At 70.6% G+C, this 14,519-nt stretch carries 10 protein-coding genes and 4 pseudogenes; 3 read left to right on the forward strand and 11 right to left on the reverse strand.

What is annotated here, in order from left to right; translation table 11 throughout:
- Positions 1-350 precede the first annotated feature (350 nt).
- The 7 genes and pseudogenes from AB0A94_RS36385 to AB0A94_RS36415 form a co-directional block, all read right to left on the reverse strand.
- On the reverse strand, positions 351-779 hold the full coding sequence (locus tag AB0A94_RS36385) for an SgcJ/EcaC family oxidoreductase (protein WP_361751014.1): 429 nt from the start codon (positions 777-779) through the stop codon (positions 351-353).
- Positions 780-904: 125 nt separating this feature from the next.
- Complete coding sequence (locus AB0A94_RS36390; protein WP_361751016.1) at positions 905-1,903, reverse strand: methyltransferase; 999 nt, start codon at positions 1,901-1,903, stop codon at positions 905-907.
- 148 nt (positions 1,904-2,051) lie between these two features.
- Entirely contained in the window at positions 2,052-3,032 is a 981-nt protein-coding gene (locus AB0A94_RS36395) for an alkylhydroperoxidase (RefSeq protein ID WP_361751017.1), read from the reverse strand.
- Between the two features lie 828 nt (positions 3,033-3,860).
- The gene (locus tag AB0A94_RS36400; protein ID WP_361751019.1) at positions 3,861-4,379 is read right to left on the reverse strand and encodes an aromatic amino acid lyase; all 519 of its coding nucleotides are present in this window, start codon (positions 4,377-4,379) and stop codon (positions 3,861-3,863) included.
- Positions 4,380-4,453: 74 nt separating this feature from the next.
- Positions 4,454-4,540: pseudogene (locus AB0A94_RS36405) on the reverse strand (hypothetical protein); the annotation flags it as partial.
- Positions 4,541-4,642: 102 nt separating this feature from the next.
- Positions 4,643-5,464 (reverse strand): annotated as a pseudogene (locus tag AB0A94_RS36410) (aromatic amino acid lyase).
- A gap of 376 nt (positions 5,465-5,840) precedes the next feature.
- Complete coding sequence (locus AB0A94_RS36415; RefSeq protein ID WP_361751021.1) at positions 5,841-6,752, reverse strand: NAD(P)-dependent oxidoreductase; 912 nt, start codon at positions 6,750-6,752, stop codon at positions 5,841-5,843.
- Positions 6,753-7,103: 351 nt separating this feature from the next.
- Between AB0A94_RS36415 and istA the strand changes: the two genes are divergently transcribed.
- Positions 7,104-8,519, forward strand: coding sequence for an IS21 family transposase (gene istA / locus AB0A94_RS36420; RefSeq protein WP_361751023.1), 1,416 nt, complete (start codon positions 7,104-7,106; stop codon positions 8,517-8,519).
- Positions 8,516-9,286: an IS21-like element helper ATPase IstB gene (gene istB / locus AB0A94_RS36425; RefSeq protein WP_361751025.1), complete on the forward strand. Its 771-nt coding sequence runs from the start codon at positions 8,516-8,518 to the stop codon at positions 9,284-9,286. Before istA ends, istB begins: the two co-directional genes overlap by 4 nt.
- A gap of 29 nt (positions 9,287-9,315) precedes the next feature.
- Here the strand turns inward: istB and AB0A94_RS36430 are convergent, their stop codons facing one another.
- Complete coding sequence (locus AB0A94_RS36430; RefSeq protein WP_361751026.1) at positions 9,316-9,945, reverse strand: class I SAM-dependent methyltransferase; 630 nt, start codon at positions 9,943-9,945, stop codon at positions 9,316-9,318.
- A 120-nt stretch (positions 9,946-10,065) separates the two neighbouring features.
- On the opposite strand from AB0A94_RS36430, the gene AB0A94_RS36435 reads away from it, so the two are divergent.
- A protein-coding gene (locus AB0A94_RS36435) for an IS5 family transposase (protein ID WP_361751030.1) occupies positions 10,066-10,991 on the forward strand; the annotation gives its coding sequence in 2 pieces (ribosomal slippage) (positions 10,066-10,431 and positions 10,434-10,991; 924 coding nt in all).
- 1,197 nt (positions 10,992-12,188) lie between these two features.
- On the opposite strand, the pseudogene AB0A94_RS36440 reads toward AB0A94_RS36435, so the two are convergent.
- From AB0A94_RS36440 to AB0A94_RS36450, 3 genes and pseudogenes are all read right to left on the reverse strand, one after another.
- Positions 12,189-12,539: pseudogene (locus tag AB0A94_RS36440) on the reverse strand (transposase); the annotation flags it as partial.
- A 1-nt stretch (position 12,540) separates the two neighbouring features.
- Positions 12,541-13,266, reverse strand: coding sequence for a dienelactone hydrolase family protein (locus AB0A94_RS36445; RefSeq protein ID WP_361751028.1), 726 nt, complete (start codon positions 13,264-13,266; stop codon positions 12,541-12,543).
- A 547-nt stretch (positions 13,267-13,813) separates the two neighbouring features.
- Positions 13,814-14,364 (reverse strand): annotated as a pseudogene (locus AB0A94_RS36450) (transposase); the annotation flags it as partial.
- Positions 14,365-14,519 lie beyond the last annotated feature (155 nt).

A 14,519-nucleotide genomic window follows, 5' to 3' on the forward strand; every position in this document is an offset into this window, starting at 1 on the left:
CCGGCACGGCGAACCGCCGGGAACACCCGGCACGGCGAACCACCGGGAAGGCGCCCGGTCCTTCCGCCTGCCCGGCGTCGAGGCGGTGTCGCGCGTGCGAGTGACCGGCACGGGCGTCGGCGTCGGGGCGGAAGCGGCTTCCCGCGGCGCCGGACAGGACATGGCTCCGCCGGCACGGCGAACGTGCACGCCGACAGGCCCTTGCGGGCCGGACGAGAGGGTCCGGTCCGCAAGGGCCTGTCGATGCGGGCGGGCAGGGACACGCGGGGGGACCAAAGCGTCCCCGCCCGCCACCGGTCGCCGGCGGCCGCCGGCAGCGACCGGGCTTCGGTGCCCCGGTGCGGGGGGCTTCAGGAGGACGGCAGGCGGACGGGGCTGTTGTGGTAGGCCTCGATGAGCCACGCACCGTCCCGCTTGCCCAGGACCCAGGTGGCCCGGATCTCCTTGTCGGGGGTGACGGAGTCCTCCCCGGGAGCCATGACGCCTCCCTGGGTGATCAGGACCGCCGCGTCGGGGCCGAGGAACCTGACGTCGATGGGCACTCCGAAAACCGACGTGCCCTTGTACGGCCCGGCATAGCACTCGGCCATGAACTCCCGGATTCCGTCGGCTCCCTTCCGGAAGACGTCGCCGGGAAGCACCATGGTCGCGTCCCGGGCGAAGAGGCCCGCGAAGGCGGAGGCGTCATTGGACGCCCACGCCTTCATCATGCGCTGGGGAACGTCGGCCACAGCCGCGACGTCCCGGTCGGTCATGACTGCCGAAGGGCCAGAACTCATTTCCACTCCCGTTCCGTGAATTCTCCTGCGAGGTTCTCCTCGCATCCTGCCCCCGGAACCCGAGATCGGAAATATCGCGGATTGCGCTCTCCGCCGGCAGGCGTTCCCCGGTTTCCGAACGGCGTTCAGGCAGCGGACATTTCGACTATCGAGACGTAGCCGACGGGGTGGACCGCGCGTACGGAAAGGCCGGCTTGTGAGGCGAGGTCGCCCAGTTCGGCAAGGCCGCGTTCCCTGCCGCCGAAATAGGTGAGCATGCGCAGGTCCATGCCGGTGGCGGCGTGCTCGTCGGAGGCGACCGCTTCGATGACGAGCACGACGCCACCACTGCCCGCCGCCTGCGCGCACCGCCTCAGGATCGCCACGGCGGACCGGTCGTCCCAGTCGTGGAGGACGGCCGACAGCACGTAGCCGCCGGCGCCGGCCGGCAACGGGTCGAAGAAGCTGCCCACCGCGGCCTGCGCCCGCTCCGACACCCCGGTGTCCAAGAACCTGCGGTGTGCGGCCGATGCCGGCCCCCGCAGGTCGAGGACGGTTCCCGACAGGTCCTCGTGGGCTGCCAGCAGCGCGCCGAGCAAGCCGCCGCTGCCGCCGCCCACGTCGACGACATGCCCGAGGGCCGCCCAGTCGTAGGCGGCTGCGATACCGCTGTAGTCGAGCTCCAGGTGATGGCTCATCAGCGTGTCGAAGGACGCCGAGAGACCGGGGTCGCAGGCAAGGTCCTCCCAGAAGGACCTTCCGTAGCGCACCGGGTACGCGGGCCGCCCCGTGCGGATACTGTGGGCCAACTCGACGAAACCGAGGTCGCCCCGCCCCACGGCACTGTTCATGTCCAGCCACTTGCGTTTCCCCGCGACGTGGTCGTCGCGCAGTTGCTCCCCGAACTCCGTCAGGCCGTAGACGCCCTGACCGTCCCGGGTGAACAGGCCGACGGCGACCAGGTGGCGCAGCAGCCTGTCCAGGGAACCGGCGTGTGCCCCGGCCGCGGCGGCGATCTCCTCGGCGGTGCGGTGCCCGGCCGTCATGTGATCGGCGACCCGCAGCGTGGCCGCCACACGAACCGCCATCGGGGTCGCCAGATCGGCCAGCGCCCTCAATCCGACATGTGCTGCCCTGCTTCCCACACCCGCTCCCTCCTGCGCCCGGCGAGCACCAGCCCGACGCGGTCTTGTTCCCTGTCCGTGATTGCTGAGAACACCCAAGGCGAAGTCCGCCTGCCCGGTGGGCACGCGCCACGGGGCCGGAACCCGCCCAGGGACACCCGGCGCGCCTTCACCGGTCGGGGGCCGTGCGGTGAAGGCGCGGGAAACCGGCCCCGATGTGGACGGCAGTGGTCAGCGCCGCCCAGGAGGTGGCCTCGATCAGCTCCCTGTCCGAGGGATACCTCTCACGGAAGGACCACACATCGCCTTCCACGACCTGGTACGGGGCGAAGGCCGTCAAAAGGACCAGCCGGGCGATCGGCGCTTCCGCCGCGGAAAACCCCCTCGTCGCCTCGTCGAGCCAGGCACGACCGGGCCCCACGGGTCGCCCCTCCCACCCGCGAAGACGCCCCCGAAGCTCCTGGCGCACCCGCAAAGGAACCCAGCGCGCCGCCCGGTCCACGGCCGCCGTCGCGCGGGCCAGGCAGCCCGACACCGCCGGACTGGCCTCGGCCCACGCCAGCTCGGGAGGCAGACCGGCCGGGGGCAGGAGATCCAGCGACGCGCCGGGCTCCAGACGGCCACGGACAGCGGGAACCATACCCCGGGCGACGACACGCATGACCACCCCCCGTAACCGCCCGGGCACCTGCCCGGGCAGAGGCGAATCACCCAGGAACACACTGACCATACGGCTCAGATAGTGGAACGTGACCGCCACACCGAAAAGCTCCGCGGCCCGCGCCGGACCCACCCCCGCAGGGACCGGAAGCAAAAAACCCCCGGGCCCCCCGACAGCCTGCACCCACCGCACAATTCCCATGACCACGCCCTCCCCCGCAGGCAGACGCAGAACATCGAACTTCGCCTGATGCACCTCGACACAATAAGGACACTCATTAACCCGGGAAACCGCAGCAGCCACAGCCTCCTTCACCACACGATCCGCACTGCGGCCCGCGAGCAGCGTCTCGCGCAGCAGCAGCCAGCCGGCGGCCAGGGGCGCAACAGCCGCGGAGTGCAGGGCGAGCGGCGGGGCCAGCACGCCGAAATCCCGCTCGCACTGCGCGTAGACGGCGGCGACCAGGCCGTCCGCCCTACGCGGGTCCACGACATCGACGTACCGCACCTGCCGTGAGGAGTCTCTCAGCAGCCGTCGGACAACGGTTCTCAACGTTCCTCCCGCGTGCCGTGCACGACGGCCGGGCCGTCCGGCACCGTCGTCGGGGGCGTGACGCTCACATGCCGGCCGTGGCGGCCTTCCTCGGCCCGCGTCCGGTCCGTGACGATCCCTCTCCTCACGGACCGGGCCGCCCGACGACGGCGGTGCAGGGCCGACGGGGCCCCGCTTCTCGCCGTGGCCGCGCGGCCGGTTTCCGGGGGGCCGGTTTCCGGGGAGCCGGACGCCAGGGTCGTGGACGCCCTCGCAGCACAGCTCTCAAGCACGGCCGCGCCCCGGTCACCGGTGACGCCGGCCGGGGCGGCCGGTGCCCGTCCTCCCGTCCCCGGCCCGTCCTCCAGGTCCTGCGGGCCGGCGAAACCGAAGCCGAGGACGCCTCGGTCCATGAAAAGACGCATCAGCGCGGCTGCGGCCAGACGCGCGGAGCCGGCCGTGTACGCGGGGGCCGCGGCGCTCGGCACGGTCGCCGGCCCATCGGCACACCACCCCGGGGACGCTCTGCCGCGCCCGCTGACCGCAGCGTTCCTTGTCGCGGAATCCGACAGGGGGATGTCGCCCATGCTCTGTCTCCCTCGCCGTGACGGCGGCCAGGCGTCCGCAACGGGCGGGGGCCGCGGTCACGCGCACCTGTGCCACCCGAACGGATGCGTGCCCGGGCCCAAAGGCCCCTGGCTGTGGAGGATCATTCTCAACCGGCCACGCGGGCCCGTGCCTCTTCCCACGTGCGCAGCTTCGCCGCCCCGCCCCTGCCGCGGACCGTCAGCGCAGAACGATCCCTTCCTGCCGGGCGAGCAGGTGGAGGAACTCCGCCCGGGAGAGGGCAGTGGCGATCAGTTCGATGTCCTGCGCCGTCGAACGGTCCACGCCGAGGGGCGGGACCAGGCAACGCACCCTGTCGTATGTCGCCATGCTCGCCCGGCCCAGCTCGCCGGATCTCCGGGAGAGGTCGATGGTCTGTGCGGCAGCGAGAAGGCCGATGGCGATGAGCCGGTCGTTGTTGTGCAGCACGCGCCGCGCGGTGCGGGCCGCCAGGAGCCCCGCACCGGCCGCCCCCCGCTCGTCGCCGAAGGCGGTCACCGCCTGCGCGCCGGCCGTCCGGTTCTCCGCCATGAGGGCCCGTGCGATGTGGCCGATGCCCGCGACCCCGTGGTGCAGTGCCGGATCCGAGGCCACGAGGCAGCGCGGAACGCCAGGGCCCGGATGCCGGGTGAGCATGCGGTCGACCTGCCGTTCGGCCGGCGCGCCGGCGCGGCCGAGCCCGATGGTGACGAACTCCATGGCAAGCGCCACGCGGCCTGGCCCTGCGCGTTCCCGCCGCACACGGCCTTCCCGTCCCGGAAGAAGAGAGGGTCGTCGTTCGCAAAGTTGAGTTCACTCTCCGGTTCCTCCTTGGCGTGCCCCAGGGTGTCCCGGACCGCGCCGAACAGCACCTGCGGCACCGCACGCGCCGTGCAGGCCCCGTGCGCCCGCGGCCCCCGGCAACCCGGTCACGGCCGCCCCCGTGCTCCGCTCCCCCGCCCCCGCGGCCCTCCGCCAGCAGCTCACGCAAGTCGGCGGCGGAGTCGCTGCGCCCCCGGCGAGGACGGGCCGCGTCGTGCCCTTCGGCCGGGAACGGGGTGCCGGGCCCTTGCACCGCGTCGCTGAAAAGAGCCGAAGCGATCTCCGCCTGGCGCAGCTGGCCCAAGGGCCCGTGCCACCACGAGCGCTCCCAGGCCGACCGTGCCCGACGTACCGTTGATCAGCGCAGTGCCCTCTGTGCCACCGAGCCGGAGCGTGGTGAGCGCGATCCCCTCCAGGACCCGGCAGGTCTCCAGGCGCCTGCCCTCGTGCAGCACGTGTCCTTCCCCGATCAGGGTGCTCGCCACGTGGGGATCAGGGTGCTCGCCGCGTGGGCGAGAGGAACGGGATCACCCGGACCCGGTGATCCGATCTCGGACACGGCCGGGGTCACCCCCCTCGTCCGGACAGAACACCATGCGGTCGAGAATGTCCGGCCGCACGGCCGAGTACCCCTTGGCCAGGCAGTTCAGCCGCGCCGTCAGCATGGCCCGGGCCCCGTCCTCGGCATACAGGGGCCCGACGCCGACGCTGTGGCTGCGCACCCGGTTCCTCTGCCGTTCGGACTCCCCGGACACATCGACGCCCGCCGGGCCCACGCCGCCGTGACCGCCAACCACACCCGGCACCGGCACTCGGCGAAGGATCAGCTCCTCCAGCAAGGCACGCCTCCTGAGCACCCTCTGCACCACACCGACGCCGACCTCCACCACGGTGCCCGACTCCGCGACACGACGCAGGGCCTCGACGCTGAGACTCTCGCCGTCGATGACGACCGGACCGGTGGCAATCTCAGCTGCGGTCACTTCTCACCCTCCATACGAGACGCTCACGGCGCTCGGGCAAAAAAGGAGGCAGCAACCCGAGCGGCCGTCACGAACCGGGCGACACCGGTTCCGCCGCTGCCCGGCAGGCGCACGCCCGGCCTTCCTGCCCAACGAGCGCCTCCACAAGCATGCGGCGTACAACAAAAAGGTGCACAGGCCGAGTTGCGCAAGCCGTCGGGCGCGTTGCAGCACGCGGCGACTTCACCAAGTCCGGCCAGCGGCGCGCCACCCGAAGCAGACGGGCCCGAGCAGCGCCCGAAAGGGGACGGGTCCGGGCAGCGCCCGAAAGGGGACGGGTCCGGGCAGCGCCCGAAAGGGGACGGGTCCGGGCGGCGCCCGGAAAGGGGCGGCGCAGTCATGACGGGCGATCGCCTTCCTGGTGGACGCCGGCCGACCACAGCGCGGCCAGCGACCGGTCGAGCGAGTACGCGGGCCGCCAGCCGAGGACCTCGGCGGCGGCGGAGATGTCGGAGCACTGCCAAAAGACCTGCTCCGACCGGGCGGAACCGGCGCCCTGTTCCTCGACGCGCCCCCGGAAACCGGCGATGTCCGCGAGCCGGTGCACCAGGTCGCGCACCAAGACGGCCTCCCCGCCACCGACATTGAGCACGGGCGGCAGCGGGCCGGGCGCGGTCACCGCCCGCGCCACCGCCCGCGCCACGTCACGCACGTCGACGAAGTCCCGGTACGCCGACAAATCACCCAGCCGCAGCACCGCGTCGGGGCCGGTCCCCGCCTCCCGCAACAGGGCGGCGACCCGGCCGGGCAGCCCCGAGGCCGGCGCGCCGGCCCCCACCGGGTTGCCGACCCGCAGGACCACCGCGTCCAGCCCCGAGGCAGACACCGTCACCGTGCCGGCCAGTTTCGTGGCACCGTAGACGGTCACCGGGCAGGCGGCCGCCGACTCCGGCACGAAAACCCGGTCCGTGCCAGGACCGTACTCGGCGGCCGACCCCAGATGGACCAGACGGGCCGTGGGACGGGCCCGGGCCAGCGCCGCACAGAGCACCGCCGGCCCGCGGGCGTTGACCTCCGCAAGCGTCACCGGGTCGCCCCCGGTCGCCCCGGCGCAGTTGACGACGGCATCGGGCGCCGCCGAGGCCAGTTTCTCCGCCAGCCGGCCCACGGAGTCGAAGGCCAGATCGACAAACACGTCGGCGGCGGCCGACCGGCCACCGCCAAGGACCCGCACGCCGGGCAGCACGGCAAGCCGCCCCGTGACATGGGCGCCCAGATAACCGGTGTGACCCAGAACGAGAATACGCATACAGCGGTCGGACTCCCTCAAACAGCAGAACCTCACGGCTGGTGAACCCCGCACCGACCCCGGCCCCGGCCGAACTCGCAGGCCCACGGCGGACGGGCCCGGCACCGGCTCGTCAAAGGCCGGCAACAGTACCGGAACCCACCTTGCCGAGCATGACGCAGGAGGACCTGCACGCTCCTGCACAAAGGCAGCAGCCCGCACACGGGCACCTGCCGACATCACCCGCTGTCGGCGTACACGTGAACGTGCAGAGCCGCGTACGGATGAACGTGCAGAGTTCTTGATGTGCTGAGGGCTGGTGTCCGGCACTCTGCTGCCTGTCTTGTTCAGGGGTGCAGAGGGGGGTGGGCTGTGGTCTTGGACCCGGAGCGTTGGCTGGAACTCCGGCGTTTTCGCGGCTTGGTCGAGTCCGGTGCGATGAGCCTGTCGGAGGTCACCAAGGAGACGGGGCTGAACTGGCGGACGGTCAGCAAGTACTTGTCTGCCGACGGTCCCGTATCGCCTCCGCGCCGGTCGTCGAAGGGGCGGGTGCAGGCGAGGGTGATCGACGAGTTCGCGCCGCTGATCGACTCGATGATGCGGGCGGAGATCCTGATGAAGGCCGCGGTCATCCACGAGCGGCTGGCCCAGGAGTACGGTTTCACCGGCAACTACCAGCGGACCAAGCTTTACGTCCAGGAAGCCCGCCCCCGAATCGCTGAAGAGCTCGGCATCACCCCGAAGGAACTGGCGGGCATGCACCGGCGGTTCGAGGTGATCCCGGGCGCCCAGGCTCAAGTGGACTGGGGCGACGAGGGCAAGATCCTTTCCCACATGGGCATCGGGAAGGTCTACTCCTTCCACATGACGCTGTCGTACTCGCGCGATCCGTTCTGCTGCTTCACCACGAGCCAGGACCTGCAGACCTTCTTCGACTGCCACCGCCGTGCGTTCGCCCACTTCGGTGGGGTGCCGATGACGATCGTCTACGACCGCACCAAGACCGTCGTCTGCCGCCACGTCACCCCGGGCGAGGCGGTCCCGCTGCACCCGGAAGCGGTCGGCTTCGCCGGCCACTACGACTTCGACATCGACGTCCTGGCCGCCTACCGGCCCACCGGCAAGGGCCGCGTCGAACGCCAGGTCCTCATCGTCCGCGACCACGTCCTGTCCGGGAGAGCCTTCTCCTCCGTCGAGGAGATGGACGCCGCGTTCGCGGCCTGGGTGCCCCGGCGGCGGGACCAGATCCACAAGACCCACCGGGAGGTCATCGGCGAGCGGGCGGCCCGCGACCACGCAGCCCTCAAGCCGCTGCCGCCAACTCCGTATCTGGTGGCCGAGCGGCACTTGCGGCCGGTCGGCAAGGACTGCCTGGTCGCCTTCGGCGGCAATCTCTACTCGGTGCCCGCCCGTAAGGTCCGTCCCCGTCAGCTGGTCGAGATCCGGGCCACGAAGTCCCAGGTCATGCTGCACTCCACCGATCCTGGCACCGACGGCGGAACGCTGCTGGCGATGCATCCGCGGGCGGTCGGCCGCGGCGTCCGCGTCGTCGAGGAACAGCACTGGGACGGCCTGCCGACCGGCAAGGGACGCCGGACCACCACCGGCGACGTCCAGCCCCGGCCCCGCCCGCAGCCTCGGGGCGAAGAAGCCGGCCCGCTGCAGGCCCTGCTGAACCGGGCCGCGGCCACCCGCATCGACGTCGGCCGCCGCCCGCTGTCGGTCTACGACGAGCTGACCGGCACCCGCCCCTTCACCACCCGCCCGAACACGAGGGAAACGCCTTGAGCGAGCTGGTCAGCACCCGCATCCGCACCACGGCCGGCAAGCTCGGGCTGCCCCACCTGGCCGAAACCATCAACGAGTACACCCGGCGGGCCGACGAGGGGAAGATGGGCTACCTCGACTTCCTCGATCTGGTGCTGTCCGAGGAACTCGCCGTCCGTGACGACCGCCGCTTCCGCAGCGGACTACGGTTGTCGAAGCTGCCCCACCACAAGACGTTGGACGAGTACGACTTCTCGTTCCAGCCCGATCTCGATCCGCGCAAGGTCAAAGACCTCGCCACCCTGTCGTTCGTCGAGGCCAAGGCGAACGCCGCCCTGCCGGGGCCGCCCGGGGTGGGCAAGACGCATATCGCCGTCGCCCTGGCTGTCGCGGCCTGCCGGGCCGGCTACTCGATCTACTTCACCAGCCTCGACGACATGGTCCGCCACCTCAAAGCAGCCGAAATCGCAGGCCGTCTGACCAGCAAGCTCGGTACCTACCTGCGGCCCAGCGTCCTCGTCGTCGATGAAGTCGGATACCAGCCGCTGGAACGAGCCGAGGCGAACTTGGTCTTCCAGGTGATCTCGAAGCGCTACGAGAAGGGCTCGATCATCCTGACCTCAAACAAGACCTTCAGCGAATGGGGACAGGTGTTCGGCGACGAGGTCCTGGCCACCGCCATCCTCGACCGCCTCCTGCACCACTGCGAAGTGATCCCCATCAACGGCCCCAGCTACCGCCTGAAGAACCGCCTCAAGGCCATCGAGCGAGAGACCGAAGTCGCCTAAGCGGCCGCCCCAAAGACTACGGGCACGCTCTAGTGGCGGCGGGCCAGCAAGTGGGCATCAAGGAAACCCCGCTCGGAGGCCGGGTCGTGGAGCAGCCGGGCGAACGTGACGAGCCCGGCCCCGGCCAGCAACTCGGCGAACCGGTCCGCCGGCCAGCTATAGGCGGGCGTCACCTTGTGGTCGAAGCGGACCGGCTCCGGCCCGTCGGTCGCGAAGAACGAGACCAGCAGCAGGCCGCCCGGTGCCAGGACACGCACCTGCTCGGCGAGCAGCGCGGGCAATTCCTCAGGCGGGGTATGGATCATCGAGTAGTGGGCCAGCACGCCGCCGAGCGCGCCGTCCTCGACCGGCAGGTCCTCCATCCGCGCCTCGTCGAACCGCAGCGAAGGATGGGCCCGCCGGGCGTGGTCGACCATGCCCGGGGAGAGATCGAGCCCGAAGGCGTCCAGCCCCAGGTCGTGCAGCATGGCCGTCAGATGTCCAGGACCGCACCCAACGTCCGCTGCCCGCGGGTTCCCCGTCCCGCGCACCAGCTCGGCGAAGGTGCTGATCATGTTCCGTGAGAACGGCTGCGTCTCCAACCGATTAGCGAACAGCGACGCATACAGCTCGACGACCCCGTCGTAGGCCGCCCTGGACTCGTCCTGGTGCTCCGTCACAGGGAAGGAAGCTAGCATCCGCGCACGTTCGCAGCGTCTCCGGCCCCGTGCCGGGGACAGGCCCTAGGACTTGTCCGGCCGATCATGTGACTGCTTCGCGTCCGGGTCGTTGGTGTGGGCATGGGCCGGGGTGATCTGACGGATGCCGAGTGGAAACGGCTGCGGCCGTTCCTGCCGGTCAGCAACGGGCGTTGTGGCCGGTGGCGGGACCACCGGCAGGTGATCGACGGGATTCTGCACCGGGTGCGGACCGGGGTGCAGTGGCGGGATCTCCCCGCGCGGTTCGGGCCGTGGAAGACGGTCTATGAGCGCCACCGGCTGTGGTCGGCCGACGGGACGTGGGAGCGTCTGCTCCAGCAGGTCCAGGCCGCGGCCGACGCGGCTGGCGAGATCGACTGGGACGTCTCGGTGGACTCCACCATCGTGCGGGCCCACCAGCACGCAGCCGGTGCCCGCACCGAACCACCGCCTGCGCCAAAGGGGGCCGAAGTCGCAGAACACCAGGGCGAAACGCCGTGGCAGAGCTTGCTCGCCCGTCTGGTGGAGGTGGTGCAGGAAGTGAGGGGCTGGGTCGCTCGCGCGGTGGGTTCACCAGCAAGCTCCACCTGAGTGCGGACGGCCACTGCCGCCCGCTGTCCCTGATCGTCACCGCAGGTCAGCGGGCAGACTGCACCCAGTTCATCGGCGTGCTGGAGAAGATCCGAGTTCCGCGGACCGGTCCGGGCAGGCCACGCAAGAAACCCGCGAGCCTGGCGGCCGACAAGGCCTACAGCAACGGCCCCGTCCGTGAGTACCTGCGACGCCGGGGCATCCGGCACACCATCCCGGAGAAGACCGACAGCCAGGCCGCCCGCCTGCGTAAAGGCTCACATGGCGGACGGCCACCCGGCTTCGACGAGGAGCGGTACAAGAAACGCAACACCATCGAGCGCGCAATCAACCGCCTGAAGCAACACCGGGCGGTCGCCACCCGCTACGACAAACGCGGCTACGTCTTCCTCGGCACCGCAACGGCAGCCGCCCTCACTATCTGGCTACGAACGTGATCGGCCGGACAAGTCCTAACAGCTCTGCACATTCATCTGTACGCGGCTCTGCACTTCAGCTCGTACGCCGACACCCGCCCGCACACCCGGCGGTGAGGCCGGTATCGGCAAACACACGAACGCGACCCCGGCAAGATCTCCACAAACAGAGATCATCCCGATGACACGGTCGCCCCGTCCACACAGCGGGCAGCCGGTGACCGCACTCCGTCGAACCGGCAGGCCCACTACCGCAATCGGCCAACCTACAGGCGCCTTCCGTCCACGCCTCCGATGCCGGGGTGGCCGTCCGGACCCCTACGAGGTCCGACACTCCCACTGGACGCACTAAATACGGCAACCCCAGCAAGCAGTGCCACAGCCGCGTGGTGCCACAGCCGCCGGGCACAGCCCCTTACCGACACCGCTCCCGAAGGCCGGCCTCTGCGCACCGACGTGCCCCTACACCACTCCCACCCCAAGAACCCACTCCACCCGAAGACCACACTCACCGAGCAGGCACCCGGACCGACCACGCGCTACCAGCAGCACACCCCACCCGCACAACACCCGGCAGAAACCCACCCGTGCGGCGCCGGCCGGCCGCGGCCAGACCAGGACGCCGCGGATCATGGACCTCACGCTCCCCCGGTCACTGCCAGCGCATGAAAATAGCCGTCGCACCCCTACGACGGGGCCTGCCCCTGAACGAGCCGAGGAAGCGACCGCCCTCCCCACACGAAGCCGCCCGCCGGATCACCACCCATCCGGCCCGCCGAAACCCGCACACCAACGACCGCCTGCCCCAGCTCCCCCACCACTGCCCTGCACGCAGACACACCCACGACCTGGTCCGCCGGTTCGCCAACATGCCCGACAACCATGACGCGACGGCCCTTCCGGGCCGGCTCGACGACCTCACAGACAGCGGACCGCCCCCTCCTGCCGGCCTCACCGGAGCCCTGCGCGAAAACCGACAGGCCCTCGCCCAGGAAATCACCACCCCCACAACCCCGGGATCGACGAAGGCCGCATCACCGACAACAAACGTCAAAAACGCCTGACAGCCGACCGCGCAGGCGTCCCGCTCCTGCGCCACCGCGTCATCCTGATCGCCCACCTCCGCCGACGCTATACGGACGGGACAACCGTGCCACCGAGATGACCTCCGTCTACGAAAACCTCGCCAGAGCCACGTTCACGAGCACGCCGGCAGCAGGGCCGACCGGGGACGGGGACGTGCTGGTCCTTGCCGCAGCCGTAGGTGCGGCACAGGATCCGCTGCGGCAAGGTGTGAGCCTCCGGCCACAGCCGGCAGGTGATGCCGATGGCCAGGACCAGCCGGCCGTCCGCAACTCGCGCCAGGGACGCTTCGGCCAGGACCCGCCGCAGCCGACCGGTGTCGATTTCTCCGCGGGCCACCACCGCATGGAGCCCCCCGTGACCGCGACGGTGTTCGCCCGCCAGCGACAGCTCGGCCAGCGACCTGACCGGCCCGTCGCCGCACAGAACAGCGTCGGCCAGCTCGAACAACGCACCCGAACGAGCGGTGAGACAGGAGCCGACCAGATCACCCCGTTACGGGCAGGCACTCGGCGAGCAGGTCGACGACGTCCCGCCAAGCTCGCTGCGCGTGCCGAGGGTGAAAACCGACCCCGGGAAGCACGACGTGGTCGACCGGTGGGTGATGGAAGGCGTGCAAGGCGCCGCCGTAGACCACCAGGCGCCAGTCAACGCCCGCAGCCTGCATCTCGGCAGTGAACGCGTCCCGCTGCGCGGACGGCATGATCGGGTCTTCCGACCCGACCCCGGCCCACACCGGGCAGTGAATGCGCGCCGCCTCCCCTGGCCGGCCCGTGGTCAGTCCGTTGACTGTCGCGATCGCGCGCAGGTCGACGCCGTCACGCCCGAGTTCCAGCGCGATTGCGCCCCCGGTGCCGTAGCCGACGGCGGCGACCCGGTCCGGGTCGGTCCGCGGCTCGGCGCGGAGCACATCGAGCGCCGCGTGGCCGATGCCTCGCATCCGGCCGGGATCGGCGAGCAGCGGCATGCAACGGGCCAACATCTCCTCAGGATCACCCAAATAGCGCCCGCCGTGGAGATCGAAGGCCAGCGCCACGTATCCCAGCCCGGCGAGCACATCGGCCCGGCGCCGCTCGACATCGCTGAGCCCCACCCCCTCGGGCCCGACCAAAACCCCGGGCCGGCAGCCGGCACCGGCCGGGAGCGCGAGATGCCCGATCATCGTCAGGCCGTCGGCCGCGTATTCGATCGTGCGCGTCGTAACCGTCGTCATGAGCCCGGACTGTAGTGACCGCCGAACCCGGCCGGGCCGGTGTTCTGCCACCGGCAGAAGACAGGTCCCCGGCGTACTCCGGAACCACCCCGTCAGCGGTTCAGCTCAGAGCCAGCGAACGAACCGCCGCCCGCCCGAAGGACGGGCGCACCGAACACCCCTGCTCGCAGACGGGATCTGTTCACCGGCTCTGCCCCTGACACTCAACCTCAAGGGCCGGCCCACGTCATCGCGGAGACTTCAGTGCAGGCCCAATCACGATGAGACCGACACCGCCAACCAGGAGCCACCGAGAACGCACGTCCCAGCCGATCAATACGATCATCGCCCCTGCTCCCAGAATCCGGGGCGCCCTACTCGCTGCCGCGGCCACCGACCAGGCATACAGCCGAGCAGCAGAGCCTGCACCCCGACCACGGCCAGGACCATGACGAGGACGACCAGCACAAAACCCAGCACAAAAAACGTGAACAAAACCCTCCCCCCGCTTCCGGCTGCCACACCGCACCGCTACCCAACCCAACCCAACCCAACTACCACGGAGATATCACCGCCGGGGCGGGTGTGACGTTTGACGTCGGGGCGTGGTGCCAACTTTGTGATGGGCCGGACGGGTGTATGCCTCGCCGGTAGCGGGAACTCTCCCCACTTCATGGCGGGCGGCCGGCTGACGGTCCTTCGAGCCCGGAGGCCGTCCGGGTCCAAGACGAGAGGATTTCGGTGCACCGGCTGGAGAGCCGGTCTTCATGCGCGGGTTCCTGAACCCCCGCCGGACGCGGGAGAGCGTGAGCTTGTTCGCCTCGGTCGGCTTCTCCCAGAGCTTGAGGGCCTGCGGAGGCCGGCGGCCAGGGGTCGGGCGAGCCGGCGCTGGGCACAGGCGGCGATCACCAGCCAGGTCCACCGGTCGGCCGCTTCAAAACTGCGCAGCCGGGGCTCGGTCCAGCCAAGGGTCTGCTTGAACAGGCGGAATCCGTGCTCGATGTCGAAGCGTCGGAGGTAAGGGCTGCCAGCAGCGGTCGACATGCGCTTCGGCGGCGCCAGCGCGCGACCACCCCGCCAGACCGGCTTGTTGACTCCACCGCTGGGCAGCTTCTCCACGACCGGGGCGCGTATCGGGTTGCGATCAAGAAATGGCCCGCGTGAGGTCTTTGATCCAGATCATGGAGGCCCGGAGGTGGAGACCGGCGAGGTGGCTTTCCGGGGTCTTGTCGTACCGCGTGGCGATGCCTCGCCAGGCCTTGAGCTTGTTGATC

This window comes from Streptomyces sp. NPDC044984, from assembly GCF_040646935.1.
Classification (GTDB): Bacteria; Actinomycetota; Actinomycetes; order Streptomycetales; family Streptomycetaceae; genus Streptomyces.